This window comes from Streptomyces sp. NPDC046909, assembly GCF_040644695.1.
Classification (GTDB): Bacteria; Actinomycetota; Actinomycetes; order Streptomycetales; family Streptomycetaceae; genus Streptomyces.
In genome coordinates this window covers 180,041-196,812 of sequence record NZ_JBEYXC010000014.1, presented here as the reverse complement: position 1 = coordinate 196,812, position 16,772 = coordinate 180,041, and the positions used below count along the sequence as shown (strand labels likewise).

Sequence of the window (16,772 nt, the reverse complement as noted above, 5' to 3'; positions counted from 1 at the left end):
CCGTCATCCGAGGGAGAGGAAGGTCCATGGTGAGCGGGAAACCGACGATCGTGCTCGTACACGGAGCCTTTGCCGACAGCAGCGGCTTCAACGCCGTCACCAAACGGCTTGTCGCCGACGGCTATTCAGTGGTCGCCGCACCGAATCCCCTTCGGGGGCTCGCCTTTGACGCGGCCAACGTCAAGGCACTCCTGGAGAGCATCGAGGGACCGATCGTGCTGGTCGGGCACTCCTACGGTGGTGCGGTCATCTCCACCGCAGCCGAGGGAAACACGAACGTGAAGGCTCTGGTCTACCTGGCGGCATTCGTGCCGGAGACCGGCGAGAGCGCGCAGGCACTGGTCGAGAAGTTCCCCGGCAGCACCGTGGGCGAGTCCCTCAAGCCGGTGCCCCTGCCCGACGGACAGGTGGACCTCTACATCAACCCCACCGTCTTCCACCCCCACTTCGCCGCCGACGTATCGCCGGCGGAAGCCGCCCTCTACTCGATCACACAACGCCCGGCCACCGGCGCCGCCCTGGGCGAGCCCGCCACCGGTCCGCAGGCCTGGCACACCATCCCCGCCTACAACCTCATCAGCGGCGCCGACCGCATCATCCCGCCGGCGACACAGGAGTTCATGGCCCAGCGCTCCGGCGCGAAGACCCAAGTGGTCGAGGGCGCCTCGCACATGGTGTTCGTCTCCCGGCCGGGCGCGACGGTGGCCCTCATCGAGACAGCGGCGCAGGGCGCGGAGGAGGGCTGATGCACAAAAGCGAAAAGGCCATGAGGTGGGGCCTGCGGATACACCTGCTCTGGTACGTCATCGCCAATGTGGCCCAGGTGGTGCTGTGGGCAATTCTCACACCCGACCACCTCTTCTGGCCCTTGTGGTCGATTGTGGGCTGGGGAATCGGGCTGGCGGTCCACTTCTGGGTAATTCGCGCGAAATCCCGACCGCTCGTCCGACCGTGACATAGAGGAGACCCATGTCCGAGAAAGTAGTGCCGGGTCGTCAGACCTCCGCCGCCGAAGGCGGCGTCGTCGTCTTCCACATCGGGCTGCGCATCAACCGATTCCTGGCATTCTCCAGTTGGCTGCCGGCCTTCAGGTCGATGCCACGCATGCTGCGCGAACTGTCCCAGGAGAAGAGCAGCGGCCTGCTCGGCTACAAGGTGCTCTACGGAGGACTCCGAGAGTTCTACGTCGTCCAGTACTGGACCGACAAGGAACGACTCCTCGCCTACGCCCACCAGCAGGACAAGGAACACCGGCCCGCATGGACGGAGTTCAACCGACGAGCACGCGCCGGCAAGGGGCACGTGGGCATCTGGCACGAGACGTTCATCGTCCCGGCGGGCTCCTACGAATCGGTGTACGACGACATGCCCGCCTACGGCCTCGCTGCCGCGACAGGTGTGGTTCCGGTCGGCCGACGCGGCGACACGGCGGCGCAGCGGCTGCGGGCGGCAGAGAAGTAGCCGTCCGCTCACTGTTCTTGAGCTTGCAGTAAGAGGTACGACCCGTGAAGGGTGTCCACGTCGTTTGCCACAAATCGATCTTGGGCACCCTCGTTCTCGTCGCGGCAGGCGCTCCTCGGACCACACCGCCAGGAGGAATCAGTGTCACACCCGCGACTGCTCACCCCCGAGGAGAAGCTCGCCGAAGCGAAGAAGCTGTTGAGCCTCCCGCGTATCGTCGCGATCTGCGGCTCCACCCGCTTCATGACCGAGATGAACGAGGCCGATCTGCGGGAGACCGAAGCCGGAAGGATCGTCGTCAAGCCGGGCTGTGACATGAAGTCACCGCACGCACTCTGGTCCGATCCTGTCGAGGCCGAGGCCCTGAAGGGTCGACTCGACGCTCTGCACCGGGCGAAGATCCGGCTCGCCGATGAGGTGCTCGTGGTCGGCGACTACATCGGAGACAGCACCCGAGCCGAAGTCGCCTACGCCCGGTCGCTCGGCAAGCCCGTGCGGTTCACGCACCCCGACGTCGACCCTGACGCCTGACCCTGACGCCCGGCCCTCTCGCGGGACCCAGCGGCGGGGCACGCCAGCGGTGGTCAGGCCACCGCGTTCAGCAGGTCGGCCAGCACGTCGGGCCGTTCCAGGGCGATGAAGTGGCCCGCCTCGGGGACCTGGGTGAAGTCGGCGGCCGGGAGCAGTTGCCTGTTGGCCTCCCGGTCCGAGACGCGGGACCAGTCCTTCTCGCCGTAGACGAGGTGGACGGGCGCCTTGACCTCGGGATAGCGCGGGCGGGCCGCGATGAGGCTGGGCAGGGCCTGGTACACGGCCCGGGCGACGGCCGGGTAGCCGGGGCGGGCACCCGACCGGAGGAGTTCGTCCACGTAGTCCTCGCGCAGTGCGCTCTTGTCGCCGAGGCCGCCCTGGAGGATCTTGCTGAGGGCGGGCTTGGGCTCCACCCCGGCGATCACCGGACCCACGCCAGGGGCGAGAACACCGCTGACCACCACGCGGGCGAGGAGGCTGGACCGGGCGATGCCGCCGCGGAAGTCGTAGGTGTTGACCGCGACAACACGCCGTACGCGCTCCGGGAGGTCGGCCGCGGTCGTCAGGGCGAGCACCGCGCCCATGGACTCCCCCACCAACGTCACGTCGTGGAGGTCGAGTTCGGTCAGGAGCCGCTCGACGCCCGCACGCATCGCGGGCTCGTCGTACGACGCCCCGGGCACGATCTCGGAGTGACCCATCCCCGGCAGGTCGAGGGCGTACACGGTGTAGCGGTCCGCGATCAGTGGGATGAGGTGGCGGAAGTGCTCGGCCTGGGTGCGCACGGTGTGCAGCAGGACGACGGGGGCTCCGGTGCCCGCCTTGAGGTAGCGCAGCGTTCCCTCGCGGCCGCCGGATCCCGCGCGCGGGGCGATGGTGTGGCTGGTGGTCCCCGGGATGTGAATCGTGGGACGTGACTCTTGGCTTGGCATCTCGCCGACTCCTTGGGCGTGAGGGGTTCACCAAACGGTCATGACTCTCACCGGAGAATGGAAAACCGATCGGTTTCCACCAGCCTAAACCGATCGGTTTCCCGGCGCAAGCCCGACACCGTGGCCGCACCGCAACGCCGAGCAGCACCCACTTGCACCGAGGAAACCGATCTGTTTTCCTAAGTGGAAACCGATCGGTTTCCGACTGTCGGTCGGTCCATGCCCCAGCGACTGAGGAGAAAAGTGAGTACCACCTTCGACCGCGGAGCGCCCGTCTCCGGGAAAACAGACTCGGGCCGTCGCGGCTCGCATGCCGTGCGCTGGTGGGTGCTTGTCGTGCTGGGCGTGGCGCAGCTCATGGTCACGCTCGATGCGACGGTCGTGAACATCGCGCTGCCCGAGGCGCAGCATGATCTCGGTTTCAGTGACGGCAGCCGGCAGTGGGTCATCACGGGGTACGCCCTGGCGTTCGGCAGCCTGCTGCTGCTCGGGGGCCGCCTCGGCGACCTTGTCGGCCGGCGTACGACCTTCGTGACCGGCCTGATCGGTTTCGCGGCCGCGTCCGTCGTCGGCGGCGCGGCCGGCAGCTTCGAGATCCTCGTCGCGGCCCGCGTGGCCCAGGGCCTGTTCGCCGCGCTGCTCGCGCCCGCGGCGCTCTCCCTGCTCAGCGTGACCTTCACCGACCCGGCCGAGAGGCCGAAGGCGTTCGGCATCTTCAGCGCGTTGTCCGGTGCGGGTGCCGCGGTCGGCCTGTTGCTCGGCGGCATGCTGACCGAGTGGGCGTCGTGGCGTTGGGTGATGTACGTGAACGTCGTTTTCGCGGGCGTCGCGCTGGTCGGTGCGCTGCTGTTGCTGGCCAAGCCCGTGGTCACGGAGCGACCCAAGATCGACATTCCTGGCACCGTCGTGGTGAGCGCCGCACTGTTCGGCATCGTCTACGGGTTCGCACACGTCGAATCCACCAGCTGGACCGACCCGGTCGCCCTCGGCTCCATGATCAGCGGCGTGGTGCTGCTCGCGGTGTTCGCCTGGCTGGAGCGCAGGGTCGCGCATCCGCTGCTGCCGCTGCGCGTCGTGCTGCACAGGACCCGCGGGGGTTCGTTCCTGGCCGTGTTCGTCCTGGGCATGGGGATGTTCTCGATCTTCCTGTTCCTGACGTACTACCTGGAGGCCAGCATCGGATACTCGCCGATCGAGGCCGGGCTGTCCTTCCTGCCGATGGTCGGGGGCATCGTCGCCTCGTCTACCACGGTGCCCTCGCTGCTGCTGCCCAGGGTCGGCCCGAAGGTCGTGGTGGTCGCCGGCTTCCTGGTCTCCGCGTCCGGCATGGCCCTGCTGACCCGGCTCACGCTGGACAGCGCCTACGTCGCCGACATCATGCCGGGCATGATCCTGCTGGGCCTCGGTATCGGTGCGGTGATGACCACCTCGTTCCAGGGCGCGACCGCCGGCGTGCACCACGAGGACGCGGGCGTCGCCTCGGCCCTGATCAACACCAGCCAGCAGGTGGGCGGTTCGATCAGTACGGCGCTGCTGACCACCGTCGCCTCGTCGGCCGCGACCGACTATCTCTCCTCGCACAAGCCCAGCGCGCTGACCGTGACCCAGGCCGGGGTCGAGAGCTACACGGCCACCCTGGCGTGGGGCGCCGGGATCTTCGTGGTCGGTGCGGTGCTCATGGCGTTCCTGATGCCGAATGCGGCCCTGGCGCCGTCGGAGGGCGAGCCTGTGATCGCCGCCCACTGAGCCTGAATCCATCACTGTGCGAATGGTCCTGCGCTGATCAGTGCCCGGAGGGCACCAGTCAGCGCAGGACAGAGGCGATGACGGCGCCGCACCGACGCGGCCCCCGGCCACGCCACAGCTCACCCCGACCAACCCGTAAACCGATCGGTTTCCAATGGGTCGAAATCGAGTTAACCTCGCAATATGACCACCGAAACACTACAAAGCTCCCGAGAGCGCCTACTGGAGGCGGCGGCCACACTCACCTACCGGGACGGCGTCGGCATCGGCGTCGACGCGCTGTGCAAAGCGGCGGGGGTGTCCAAGCGCTCCATGTACCAGCTGTTCGAGAGCAAGGACGAACTCCTGGCGGCGAGCCTGGAGGAACAGGCCGCCGACTATGTGACGGCACTGCTTCCCGCGGCGGACGACGACCGTCCGCCCCGTCGGCGGATCCTGCACGTCTTCGCACAGGCCGAGACACAGGCGAGTGCACCCGACTTCCAGGGCTGCCGGTACCTCGTCGCACAGATCGAGCTCAAGGACCCGTGCCACCCCGCGAGCCAGGTGGCCCGTCGGGTCAAGGAGAACCTGACAGCCTTCTTCCGCACCGAGGCCGAAGCGGGCGGGGCGAGCGACCCGGACCTGCTGGCCCGGCAGCTGATCCTGGTCTTCGACGGCGCCAGCGCCCGCGCGGGCATCAAAGCCGACACGCGGGCCGGACTCATCGCCCCCACCGTCGCCGCCTTGCTCGATGCGGCGGACATGCGCTGACAGCCGGAAGCAGAGGCTTGTCGTTTGGGCTTGCGCACAAAAACCGATCGATTTACGGTGGTGAAACCGATCGGTTTCTCGTCGATTTCCCGTCGGTTTCTCGTCCGTGGTGGCGAGCCTCGTACCCGCATCCCTAGGAGCACGGATGACTGCCGCGCGCGACGCCGAGGAGCAACCCGGCCCTCCCCCGCTCCCGGCGAAGCTGGCGGCCCACCCGTCGGTGCAGGCCGTACTCGCCCGGCGCGGGTCCGGTGCCGGTGCTTCGGACCGCCCGCCCGCAGTGATCGACGCGGCGTGGCTGCGCGAGCTGTGTCTGGCGGCCGGTGCGGACGACGTCGCCGCGGTCAGCCTGGACCACCCGGACCTGGCGGGCGAGCGCGAGCACGCCCTGTCCGCGCTGCCCGGCACCCGCACCCTGATCGCGATGGCGGTCCGGATGAACCGCGACAACTGCCGCTCCCCCGCCCGCAGTGTGGCCAACCAGGAGTTCCACCAGACCGACGAACAGGCCAACCACACCTCCCGCAGCGTCACCCAGGCACTCCAGGACGCCGGCTACCGCGCACTCAACCCCTCCGTCGGCTTCCCCCAGGAGATGGACCGCTTCCCGCGCGAGCGGATCTGGGTGGTGGCGCACAAGACGGTCGCGGTGGCCGCCGGGCTCGGTGTGATGGGCCTGCACCGCAATGTCATCCACCCGAAGTTCGGCAGCTTCGTGCTGCTGGTCACCGTCCTGGTCGACGCGGAGGTGAGCGAGTACGGGCAGGCGCTGGACTACAACCCCTGCATCGACTGCAAGTTGTGCGTCGCCGCCTGCCCGGTCGGCGCCATCGCCAAGGACGGCGCCTTCGACGCACTGGCCTGCACCACGCACAACTACCGCGAGTTCATGAGCGGGTTCACCGACTGGGCGCAGACCGTGGCCGACAGCGAGGACGCCGCCGACTACCGCTCCCGGGTCAGCGATTCCGAGAGCGCCTCCATGTGGCAGAGCCTGAGCTCTCCACCCGGCTACAAGTCCGGCTACTGCCTCGCCGTCTGCCCCGCCGGCGAGGACATCCTGGGCCCGTACCTGGACGACCGCAAGACGTTCATGGACACCGTGCTGCGACCGCTCCAGAACAAAAAGGAAACCCTGTACGTCCTTCCGGGCTCCCACGCCCAGGAGTACGCCCAACGCCGCTTCCCCCACAAGCCGGTCAAGGAAGTCACCGGCGGCTGGCACCCCCCGGCGAAACGCGCCGCGTCCACCGACCGGGAGACACGTACGTCGTGAGCGCCACCGTACCGACCTGACAGCAGGTCACCCAAGACGGGCCATTACTCGGAGTGGCCCCGGTGTGCGTCGCCTGACGGGGACGGCGTGAGCATCGGCCTCGCGGCCCTGTGCAAGGCGGCGGGCGTGTCGAAGCGCTCCATGTACCAGCTGTTCGAGAGCAAAGACGACCTCCTGGCGGCGAGCCTGAAGGAGCGCGCCTCCGCCTACGCGGCGACTCTCCTGCCCGCGACGGACGACGGCCGGTCACCCCGCGAGCGGATCCTGCACGTTTTCGAGCAGATGGAATCGCAGGCAGCGGCGCCCGAGTTCCGGGGCTGCCGGTATCTGGCCGTGCAGGTCGAGCTCAAGGACCAGGTCACCCGGCGAGCCGCGTGGCCCACCAGGTCAAGGCGAACCTGACGACCTTCTTCCGCACCGAGGCCGAGCAGGGCGGGGCAGGCGATCCCGACCTGCCGGCCCGGCAGCTCAGCCTGGTCTTCGATGGCGCCAGCGCCCGCGCGGGAATCCAGGCCGACAACCTGACCGGGCTCGTCGCACCCACCGTGACCACCCTGCTCGACACGGCTGGCGTGCGCTGACGCTCAGCGCCGAGCGACAGGTGCACGGTTTCCCAGATACGCATTCAGTCGGCCCGGACGACCTCACCGATCAGGTCGATCAGGCCGCCATCCTGCGCCTCGACGGCCGCCACAGTGGCGTATCCCTGCATGTGCATCAGGAGCCTCTCGGGGCGCGTCGAGACCGGGTGCGCTCAGGCGTCCGCCATCACCCGCCGGGCCCTCTCACCTTCCTCCGCACGCCAGCTTGCTGACGGGGCCTCGTGCCTGGTCGAGCTAAGGCTTGAGCACCGCCATCACATCGTCGAGCGAGACATCGGCGGGGTCGCTCATGTCGGCGCCGTCGAACGTCTGCCAGATGTAGGACGCCGTCCCGCTCTCCCGCAGCGGATGCAGGTCTGCCCTCTCTAGTGAGCGAGCTGGGGGTACAGCCCCGCCAAGTCGCCGGCCAGGCCCGCCTTGACCTGCCGGGAGATGTCGTCGGCGAGCACCTCGTACGCGCCGGCCTCGACACCGTCGAGGGCGAGGGAGGCGATGTCACGCGGGTCGGACTTGGGTGCGTCGATGCCGGTCGTGAGGTCGGTGTCGACGTAGCCGACGTGCAGTCCGGTGACGGCGATGCCGCGCGGCTGGAGTTCGAGGCGCAGGGAGTTGGTCTGCGACCACAGGGCCGCCTTGGAGGCGCTGTAGGAGCCGCCGAGGGCGACCCAGGAGAGCACGGAGTGGACATTGAGGAGGTGGCCGCCGCCGTTGCGCTCGATGATCGGCGCGAAGGCCCGGGCGACCAGGAGGGGGCCGTAGAAGTTGGTCTCGAACTCCCGGCGTATGTCGTCGACCGGGGAGTCCAGGAAGGATGCGCCGACCGAGGCACCGGCATTGTTGATCAGCACGGTCACGTCCTGCGCCTGCGCGGCGGCGGCCGCGACGGAGGCCGGGTCGGTGACCTCCAGCGCCACCGGGACCGCGTCGGGGTGCGTCACGCTGCGCGGGTCGCGGGCCGTGGCGTAGACCTTGCCGGCGCCGCGCGTGTACAGCTCTTCCACCAGGGCCTTGCCGATGCCGCGGCTGCCGCCGGTGACGAAGACGTTCGCGCCCTTCAAAACGGTCATGACTCTCTCCCGGAGAATGAGAAACCGATCGGTTTCCAGAAGCGTAAACCGATCGGTTTCAGGGTGCAAGCTTCGACCGTGTCCTAGCGGCGGACCGCCGAGATCAGTCCGCCGGGCCGCTCCTCGCGCTGCGGCGGGGTGCTGATCGGGCGGCCGTAGGCGGCGGCGCGTTCGCGGAGGGTGTGGGCGTCGGCGTCCCAGCCGTGCCCGGCCAGCCAGCCCACCGGGTCGTCGGGCATCTCCGAGACCCACATCGACGCCGCCGATCCCGGTGCCGCGTCCGCGCCGAAGCGTTCGATCACGCCGGGCGAGCCCAGCGTCAGCCCCAGCCGACTGCCCACCGCAGACTGCGCGCCGATCCGGGACAGCAGCAGCTCCACCGCGTCCCCGGGCAGATAGATCAGCAGCCCCTCGGCGATCCACACGGTCGGCACGGCCGGGTCGTGCCCGGCGGCGGCCAGCGCGCCCGGCCAGTCCTCGCGCAGATCCACGGCGACGGGGATCCGCTCGCAGCGCGCGACGGCCTGCTCCTGGCGCAGTACCGAAGCCTTGAAGTCGAGCGGCGCGGCGGTGTCGACCTCGAACAGCCGGGTTCCATCGGGCCAGTTGATGCGGAAGGCCCGGCTGTCCATGCCGGCGCCGAGCAGCACGACCTGCCGGATCCCGGACGCGGAGGCCCGCTCCAGCAGGTCGTCGAGGAACTTCGTCCTGATGACGATGGAGAAGGACACGGCCAGTCGGCGGCGGCGCGCGCCCTCGTCATCGGGCAAGGGTGCCGAGGAGGGCCAAAGGCCGCCGGCGGCGGCGAAAGCGTGGGCCAGCGGGTCGCGGAACAGGGCGTTCTCGCGCTCCGTCTCCAGCGCCCGCACCCTGGCCACACCCACCGCCGTGGCCCACACTCCCGACGGCCGCACCCGCTCCTGCCCATCAGTCATCACGCCAGACTAGATGCGGATGACAAGACCCCGGACGCGAGGAGCCGCCGTAAAGCCGTTGAACTGCCCGACCCGCGGTGGGCATGATCAACACCGTGGTTATCTACCTGAAGACCAAGCGCCTGACCCTGCGCCGTTTCACGGCCGACGACGCGGATCTGCTGATCGAGTTGGACAGCGACGCCGCGGTGATGCGCTATCTGAGCGGGGGTGCTGCTCCGACCGCCCCGGAGATCATCCGCGAACGCCATCTGCCCAAGATCCTCGCGGGCTACGACAAGTGGGACGGCGACCTCGGGCTGTTCGCCGCGTACGAGAAGGACGGCGGCGCGTTCATCGGCTGGTTCTGTCTGCGTCCCGAGTGGGACGGTCCGCTGGACGAGGCCGAACTCGGTTACCGGCTGCGGCAGTCGGCCTGGGGCAAGGGGTATGCCACCGAAGTCTCGCGCGCTCTGCTGCACAAGGGGTTCACCGAGCTCGGTCTGCGCGTGGTCTGGGCCGTGACGATGGCCGTGAACAACGCTTCGCGCAATGTCATGGAGAAGCTCGGCATGACGCTCACCGGCGCCATTCCCACTCCCCCGGACATGGCGACCGTCGAGGGCGCCGAGCACGGGGGTGTGCGATACGAGATCACCAAGGAGCGCTGGGAGCAGCAGGAGCAGTAGCAGTGCTCATTGCGCGAACGGCCCTTCCGCGTACCCGCCGCGCCATCCCCAACACCCCCCGCCCAACCCACCGTTGCCGTTCCGTTATCGGGCGGTCCAGGCGCGGTCACAAGCCGGTTGCAGCCTCGTCGGGCGTGATCATTTCCGATCCGCCGAGACGAGAGACAGGCAATGGGCATACCCACACCCCCCATCAGACCTTTACGTACGGCGACCCCGCTCGCGGTGATCGCCCTGGCCGTCGTCCTGGCCGCGACCGGGGTTCCCGGCGCGGGCCCGGCCGTCGCGGACTCCCCCGGTACCGCGGCGGGCGGGACGGGCATCCGGACGGTGACGCTGATCACCGGTGACAAGGTGTCGGTCGGCAAGGACGGTTCGGTCACCGGGATCGAGCGGGCCGAGGGACGCGAGGGCGCTTCGTTCTCGGTCCGCAAGCTCGACGGGCACACCTACGTCACCCCGGGCGACGCGGCACTGCCGGTGGTCCAGGGCAAGCTGGACCAGCGGCTGTTCGACATCACTCAGCTGCTCGCGTACGGCTATGACGACGCGCGCCGGTCCGATCTGCCGCTGATCGTCACCTACGGCGGGGACACAACTCCCGCGGCGAGCGCCTTCCGTGCCGCGCGGGCGAAGGTGAGCCAGCGGCTGGACACCGTCAACGGCGTGGCGCTGCGGGCCGACAAGCGCGGGGGTGCCGCGTTCTGGAACACCTTCACCGACGGTGCCGACGGGGGCGAGGGCACCGCCCGGCTGACCGGGTCACCGGCGGTGAAGAAGGTCGAGAAGGTCTGGCTGGACGGCAAGCGCCAGGCCGACCTGGACCGCAGCGTGCCGCAGATCGGCGCGCCGGCGGCGTGGGACGCCGGGTTCGACGGCACGGGCGTCAAGGTCGCCGTGCTGGACACCGGCGTCGACGAGACCCACCCCGACCTGGCGGACCAGGAGATCGCCGAGCGGAACTTCTCCGATTCGCCGGACAGTGTCGACCGCAACGGCCACGGCACGCACGTGGCGTCCACCATCGCGGGTACGGGCGCCAAGTCGGAGGGGAAGTACAAGGGTGTCGCGCCGGGGGCGCGCATCCTCGCCGGCAAGGTCCTGGACGACGCGGGCCGGGGCTGGGACTCCGACATCATCGCGGGCATGGAGTGGGCGGTCGCCGAGGGCGCCGATGTCGTCAACATGAGCATGGGCGGCACCGACACCATGGGCATCGACCCGCTGGAGGAGACGGTCAACCGGCTCTCCGCCACGTCGGACACGCTGTTCGTCATCGCCGCGGGCAACGAGGGCTACGCCGGTGAGAGCACCGTCGGATCGCCGGGCAGCGCCGCGTCCGCGCTGACGGTCGGCGCGGTGGACAACGACGACAAGCTCGCCGACTTCTCCAGCCGCGGCCCCCGTGTCGGGGACGGCGGCCTCAAGCCGGACCTGACCGCGCCGGGCGTCGACATCGTGGCCGCCGCCTCCACCGCGAGCAACATGGAGGAGTGGTACCCCGACCCCGCGGGGACGGCCGGTTACGCCGAACTCAGCGGGACCTCGATGGCCACCCCGCATGTCGCGGGCGCCGCCGCCCTGTTGGCGCAGCAGCACCCCGAGTGGACCGGTGAGCGGATCAAGGCGGCGCTGACCGGCTCCGCGAAGCCAGGCCCGTACAGCGCCTACCAGCAGGGCACCGGCCGTACCGATGTGGCCCGCGCGATCACGCAGACCGTGGTGGCCGAGAACGGCCCGATCAGCTTCGGCCGCCCCGCCTGGCCGCACACCGACGACGAGCCGGTGGCCAAGGAGATCACCTACCGCAACCTCGGCGGCGAGCCGGTCACCCTGGACCTGTCCTTCGAGGCGCTCGGGGTGGACGGCAAGCCCGCCCCCGAGGGCCTGTTCGGCATCTCCTCGCGGCAGGTCACCGTCCCGGCGGGCGGTACGGCGAGCACCACGGTGACCGCCGACACCCGCGTCGGCGGCGAGACGTACGGCTCCTGGGGCGGCTCGGTGACCGCGGCCTCGGCCGACGGCAAGGTGTCGGTGCGGACCGCGTTCGGCGTGGAGCGTGAGGCCGAGTCGTACAACCTGACCGTCAAGCAGCTCGACGGTGAGGGCAAGCCGACCGGCAACGGTCTGACGAGGATCGACGGCCGGGACCGTGCCTACACCGCTGACCTGGCCGACGCGGACGGCGAACTCACCGTGCGTCTGCCCAAGGGCAGTTACGCGCTCACCGGCATCCTCGGCGAGGGGACCGAGTCGGCCGCGGGCACGTACTTCCTGGCCCCGGACGTGGAGTTGGACAAGGACACCACGATCGTCATGGACGCCCGCGAGGCCGAGTCCGTGAAGGTCACCCTGCCCGACGCCGAGGCGCGCAACGACCACGCCCAGCTCATCCCCGGCTACACCCGCACCGACGGACAGCCCCTTCAGGACTGGGCGGTGTACGCCTTCCCCGACTTCCGGAGCTTCAAGGTCGCGCACATCGGCCCCGAGGTCTCGAAGGACACGGCGTACGCACAGTACAGCGGCTTCTGGAGGAGTGCGGAGGCCGACGGACGCGCCGTGAACTACCGCATGGCCTGGAACCGTACGGGCGCGCTCGGCGCCTTCACCGCCGATGTCCGGCGCGAGGACCTCGCCAAGATCGACCTCACGTTCGGCGCGCCCGCCCCGGACACCGGGCTGCTCTTCGCCATGCCGTTCTCACCCGACGGCCGTATCGCGGCCGACTTCAGCACCCCCGTCTGGCGTGAGCTCCCGATGCGGACCACCGAATACGTCCTCGGCAACGGCGTGAAGTGGGGATACGCCTCGGAACAGTGGAACGCGCTGTCCTCGCTGCTGGGGCAGTCCCGCTCGTACGAGGCGGGCAAGAGTTACACGAGGACGCTCAACGTCGGCGTCTTCGGCCCGTCCCTGCCCCGGTCCGAGGGTGAACCGGTGGACCTGCGTCCCGGTCTCGCGCGGCAGGGCAACACGATCAAGGCGGTCCTGCCGCTCTTCGGCGACGGCGCCGGAAACGTGGGCTCCAGCGCCTACACCCTGGAGGCCTCCCTCCGCGCCGACGGCGAGGAGATCCCGGTGGACGGCGACCCGTTGTACCGGGCGACCTACACCGTCCCCTCACAGAACCACCGCTACGAACTGAGCCTCGACGCGACCCGCGATCCCGAGATGTACCCGGTCAGCACCCGGGTGCGGGCACAGTGGACGTTCCGCTCCACGGAGACGTCCGCCGACAGCTGGACCCGACTCCCGCTGTCGGTGGTCCGCTTCTCCCCCGAGTTGTCGCCCACCAGCACCGCGAAGGCGGGCGTACGGCTCGACGTGCCCTTCACCATCGAGGGCGCGGCCGACAAACGGACCGTCAAGAAGCTGAAGTTCAAGGTGTCGTACGACGACGGCAAGACCTGGACCCCGACACCCGTCGTGGGCGGCAACCACCTCTCCCTCCACCACCCGCCCGAGCCCGGCACCGTCTCCCTCCGTGCCGAACTGACCGACCGTCACGGCAACACCCTGGTCCAGACAGTGGACCGGGCCTACCTCACGGTCCAGTAGGAGAAGGGCCGTTGGGCGTGTCGGGAACCCGTCTTCCGCACACACCCAACGGCCCGACCGTAGAGCGCGAGGCCAACGCGTGTGCGGCGACCCGCAGTTGCGCTTCCCACTCCGCGTCACCGAACCCCAGCGTGTACTCGACACAGCACGCGCAGGACGAAAGCAGCGCCAGGAACGCGCGCTCCTCCTCCGTCTCGCCCTCCAGCTCCGACCACTCGTCCGACCCCAACTCGGCGAGAGCCACCTCCCCGGCGACGAACCTCGTGGCCAGCCTGCGCAGCGCATGACGTCGAGCGAGCGGGAGATCGGGCAACGCGATCTCCAGTTCTTCGACAGCCTGCTCAAACGCGTCGCGGATGTCCCGGGGATCCGCATGGCGCGACAGACCGGCGAGCTCGCGAAGAGCGGGAGAGTCCACTCCCGCGGCGAGCGCCTCGGCAGCGGTCATCGGCAGGTGTTCCACACGCACCTGGTCCAACTGATAGACCCACGCGGCCTCCTCCAGGGGCGCATGGAGGCCGTGCAGAGGGGCCGGGGATCCGGGTGTGTCACCTGTCGCTGCCATGATCCCTACGATGTCAGCTCGTCCCGGCGTCGGGTGAGGGGTTTTCCTCATGGCGCCGCCCGGATCCCCAGGACCCGGGCGGCGGGCATGCGGTCAGTGTGGGGGTCAGGGAGTCAGCTGCCAGCGGGCGATGTAGCCGACGTCGATGGCTTCGCGGTCCTGCACGCGCAGCGTCCACGTGCCGTTGAGCGGTTGTGCGGAGGCGTCGACCGTGAAGGTCTGGTCGACGTTGTCGGCGGAGCCGCCGCTGCGGTTGAGGAGGGAGTAGACGGTGCCGTTGGGGCCGACGAGGTCGACGGTGAGGTCGCCGCGGTAGGTGTGGACGATGTTGACGTAGACCGAAGTGGTCGCGGAGGCGTTGCCTTCACGGCCGGTGATGGTCAGCGGTGACTCCACGGCGGCCCCGTTGTCGGGGATGTCGACCCGGGTGGCGTTGGCGTAGATGTAGCCGATCTTCCAGCTGAAGGTGTCCGAGGCGGTCGCACCGGTGCTGTCGGTCACGGTGAGCGTGACGTCGCTGGTGCCGAGGGCCGTCGGGGTGCCGCTGATCAGACCGGTCGGGCTGATGCCGAGGCCGTCGGGGAGTCCGGTGGCCTCGTAGGTCAGGGCGGCGCCGGTGTTGGTGGTGTAGGCGTCCAGTTGGAGGCTGACGCTCTGGTTGATGCCGCTGATCTGGTCGGCGGTCGGGGCGAGGTTGACGCCGAGAGCGATGCGGTTGCCGACGTTGATCGCGGCCCAGGCGTCGGCGACGGCGAGGTAGGTCGGACTGTAGGCGCCGAACAGGTCTGTGGCGGCCGACAGGGTGGCGGCGCGGGCGCCGGCGTAGTTGGTCGTGGAGGTCATGTACGTCGTCAGCGCGCGGTACCAGATCGCGGCGGCGTTCTGGATGCCGATACCGGTGACAGGCTGCCCGTCGGACGTCGGGCTGTCGTAGGCCACGCCGTTGACGGTCTTGGCGCCGCTGCCCTCGGAGAGCAGGTAGAAGAAGTGGTTCGCGGGGCCCGAGGAGTAGTGGACGTCGATGCTACCGAGGGTGGAGCTCCAACTGTCGCGGGAGGCACCGTCCTTGGAGGGCTTGTCCATGTAACGCAGCGGTGTGCCGTTGCCGTTGATGTCGATCTTCTCGCCGACGAGGTAGTCGGCGGGGTCGGCCGGTAGGTTCTCGTAGAACTCGACGGCGGCGGCGAAGATGTCGGAGGTCGCCTCGTTGAGCCCGCCGGACTCCCCGGAGTAGTTCAGTCCCGCGGTGGCGGCCGTGACGCCGTGGCTCATCTCGTGGGCGGCCACGTCGAGCGCGGTCAGCGGATGGGTGTTGCCCGAGCCGTCGCCGTACGTCATGCAGAAGCAGGAGTCCTGCCAGAAGGCGTTGACGTAGTTGCTGCCGTAGTGGGCGCGGCTGTAGGCGGCGACCCCGTCGTTGCGGATGCCGTTGCGGCCGTAGGTCTCCTTGTAGTAGTCCCAGGTGGCCGCCGCGCCGAACGCCACGTCGACACCGGCGGTCTGGCGGTTGGACGGCAGTCCGTTGCCCCAGACATCGTTGTCGTCCGTGAACAGGGTGCCGGTGCCCGAGGTGCCCTGGTTGAGGTCGTACGTCCGCTGCCCGGCCCGGTCGGGGTCGACGAGCTGGTACGTCGATCCGGACAGGGTGGTGCCGAGCGGGACCTCGCCGGCGTACTGGCCGGTGCCTGAGCCGGTGTGGACGTGCTCCGCGGCGAGGAGTTCCTTGCCGGTGGCGGCGTCGGTGACGACCTGGAGTTCGCTGGGGGTGCCGTCCTTCTGGACGCCTTCGACGTGGGTCTCCCAGGCCAGCACGGGCTTGCCGGTCCCGGCCCAGACCACCAGGCGCGGCGCCTGCTCGGTCTCGGCCCCCTTGACCTCGGCCTTCTTCGAGGCGCCGAGGGCCTTGGTGGCGGCACCCGCGGCGGTCAGCTTCGGGCTGAGCGAGGGGACCTGGAGACGGGCGGGGCTCGCCCTGGTGACGGTCGTACGGCCGCTCTTGTCGTGGACGACCAGGTCACCGCCGAGGACGGGCAACCCCGCGTAGGTGCGCTCGTAGCGGGTGTGCGTGGTGCCGTCGGCGTCCTTGATGACGTCCTTGACGACGAGCTTCTCCTGGGCGCCGAGGCCGATCCGCTGGGCCGTGCGGGGCGCCGCTGTCCGGGCACTCTTGATCAGGGCGGTGCGGCGGGCGGGCGTCAGGGACGGCTGGGCGGCGCCGACCCTGGGGGTGGCGGTGATCTTCGTGGGGCCCGGGTCCGCCGGGGCCGCGGTGGCGAGACCGGGGGCGGCGAGGGCGAGCAGGGAGCCTACGGCTGTGAAGGCGAGGGCGGTGGTGCTTCTGCGCCCGGTGAGAGCGCGGCGTCGCAGGGGCAACGGGTTCTCCTTCGATACAACGGACGGCCCGTGATGGGGGGTCGTGGAGGTGACGGAGCGGCGGGGTGCGCCGGTCCGGAGCGCTGCACGGCATGCGGGTGGAAGGAGGTGGGGGGTGGGGGGCTGAGCGGTTGCTCCGCGTGGAGATTCCGTCAAGGAATCGTGAACGTCCGCAGAAGAGTGGCACCGCGCACACAGTTTTGTCATGGGAATGCCAAAGCAACGGCTGGATTTGACCATGCCGGTCGGGCATATCGGCATAGGCGACGGCAGTTTTCGGCCGCGCGAGCGGGCGGCCGTCC

General features: G+C 69.5%; 14 protein-coding genes and 1 pseudogene. 10 read left to right on the top strand and 5 right to left on the bottom strand.

The window, feature by feature from the left end:
- Positions 1-26: 26 nt before the first annotated feature.
- The 4 genes from ABZ928_RS37825 (at position 27) to ABZ928_RS37810 (ending at position 1,992) form a co-directional block, all read left to right on the top strand.
- The gene (locus ABZ928_RS37825) at positions 27-746 is read left to right on the top strand and encodes an alpha/beta hydrolase (RefSeq protein WP_361528898.1); all 720 of its coding nucleotides are present in this window, start codon (positions 27-29) and stop codon (positions 744-746) included.
- On the top strand, positions 746-955 hold the full coding sequence (locus tag ABZ928_RS37820) for a 2TM domain-containing protein (protein WP_361528896.1): 210 nt from the start codon (positions 746-748) through the stop codon (positions 953-955). The genes ABZ928_RS37825 and ABZ928_RS37820 overlap by 1 nt, the downstream gene beginning before the upstream one ends.
- A 14-nt stretch (positions 956-969) precedes the next feature.
- Complete coding sequence (locus ABZ928_RS37815) at positions 970-1,461, top strand: DUF4188 domain-containing protein (protein ID WP_361528894.1); 492 nt, start codon at positions 970-972, stop codon at positions 1,459-1,461.
- 141 nt (positions 1,462-1,602) lie between these two features.
- Entirely contained in the window at positions 1,603-1,992 is a 390-nt protein-coding gene (locus ABZ928_RS37810; RefSeq protein ID WP_361528892.1) for a hypothetical protein, read from the top strand.
- A gap of 53 nt (positions 1,993-2,045) precedes the next feature.
- Here the strand turns inward: ABZ928_RS37810 and ABZ928_RS37805 are convergent, their stop codons facing one another.
- Positions 2,046-2,924, bottom strand: a complete 879-nt coding sequence (locus ABZ928_RS37805) for an alpha/beta hydrolase (protein ID WP_361528890.1) — start codon at positions 2,922-2,924, stop codon at positions 2,046-2,048.
- A gap of 243 nt (positions 2,925-3,167) precedes the next feature.
- Here ABZ928_RS37805 and ABZ928_RS37800 point away from each other — a divergent pair, with 243 nt between their 5' ends.
- From ABZ928_RS37800 to ABZ928_RS37785, 4 genes and pseudogenes are all read left to right on the top strand, one after another.
- On the top strand, positions 3,168-4,670 hold the full coding sequence (locus tag ABZ928_RS37800; RefSeq protein WP_361528888.1) for an MFS transporter: 1,503 nt from the start codon (positions 3,168-3,170) through the stop codon (positions 4,668-4,670).
- A 183-nt stretch (positions 4,671-4,853) separates the two neighbouring features.
- Complete coding sequence (locus ABZ928_RS37795; RefSeq protein ID WP_361528886.1) at positions 4,854-5,423, top strand: TetR/AcrR family transcriptional regulator; 570 nt, start codon at positions 4,854-4,856, stop codon at positions 5,421-5,423.
- A gap of 145 nt (positions 5,424-5,568) precedes the next feature.
- Complete coding sequence (locus tag ABZ928_RS37790) at positions 5,569-6,699, top strand: 4Fe-4S binding protein (protein WP_361528884.1); 1,131 nt, start codon at positions 5,569-5,571, stop codon at positions 6,697-6,699.
- An 81-nt stretch (positions 6,700-6,780) separates the two neighbouring features.
- Positions 6,781-7,280: pseudogene (locus ABZ928_RS37785) on the top strand (TetR/AcrR family transcriptional regulator); the annotation flags it as partial.
- Between the two features lie 386 nt (positions 7,281-7,666).
- Here the strand turns inward: ABZ928_RS37785 and ABZ928_RS37780 are convergent.
- A complete protein-coding gene (locus tag ABZ928_RS37780) occupies positions 7,667-8,368 on the bottom strand; it encodes an SDR family oxidoreductase (RefSeq protein ID WP_361528882.1) in 702 nt (233 codons plus the stop codon).
- Between the two features lie 83 nt (positions 8,369-8,451).
- Entirely contained in the window at positions 8,452-9,303 is an 852-nt protein-coding gene (locus ABZ928_RS37775) for a class I SAM-dependent methyltransferase (protein WP_361528880.1), read from the bottom strand.
- Positions 9,304-9,398: 95 nt separating this feature from the next.
- Between ABZ928_RS37775 and ABZ928_RS37770 the strand changes: the two genes are divergently transcribed.
- Positions 9,399-9,971, top strand: coding sequence for a GNAT family N-acetyltransferase (locus ABZ928_RS37770; protein WP_361528878.1), 573 nt, complete (start codon positions 9,399-9,401; stop codon positions 9,969-9,971).
- A 171-nt stretch (positions 9,972-10,142) separates the two neighbouring features.
- On the top strand, positions 10,143-13,532 hold the full coding sequence (locus tag ABZ928_RS37765; protein ID WP_361528876.1) for a S8 family serine peptidase: 3,390 nt from the start codon (positions 10,143-10,145) through the stop codon (positions 13,530-13,532).
- Here the strand turns inward: ABZ928_RS37765 and ABZ928_RS37760 are convergent.
- Positions 13,519-14,097 carry a hypothetical protein gene (locus ABZ928_RS37760; RefSeq protein WP_361528874.1) on the bottom strand — a complete coding sequence of 193 codons (579 nt, stop codon included), beginning with the start codon at positions 14,095-14,097 and terminating at the stop codon, positions 13,519-13,521. The genes ABZ928_RS37765 and ABZ928_RS37760 overlap by 14 nt on opposite strands.
- Before the next feature lie 105 nt (positions 14,098-14,202).
- The gene (locus ABZ928_RS37755; protein ID WP_361528872.1) at positions 14,203-16,470 is read right to left on the bottom strand and encodes a M4 family metallopeptidase; all 2,268 of its coding nucleotides are present in this window, start codon (positions 16,468-16,470) and stop codon (positions 14,203-14,205) included.
- Positions 16,471-16,772: the final 302 nt, after the last annotated feature.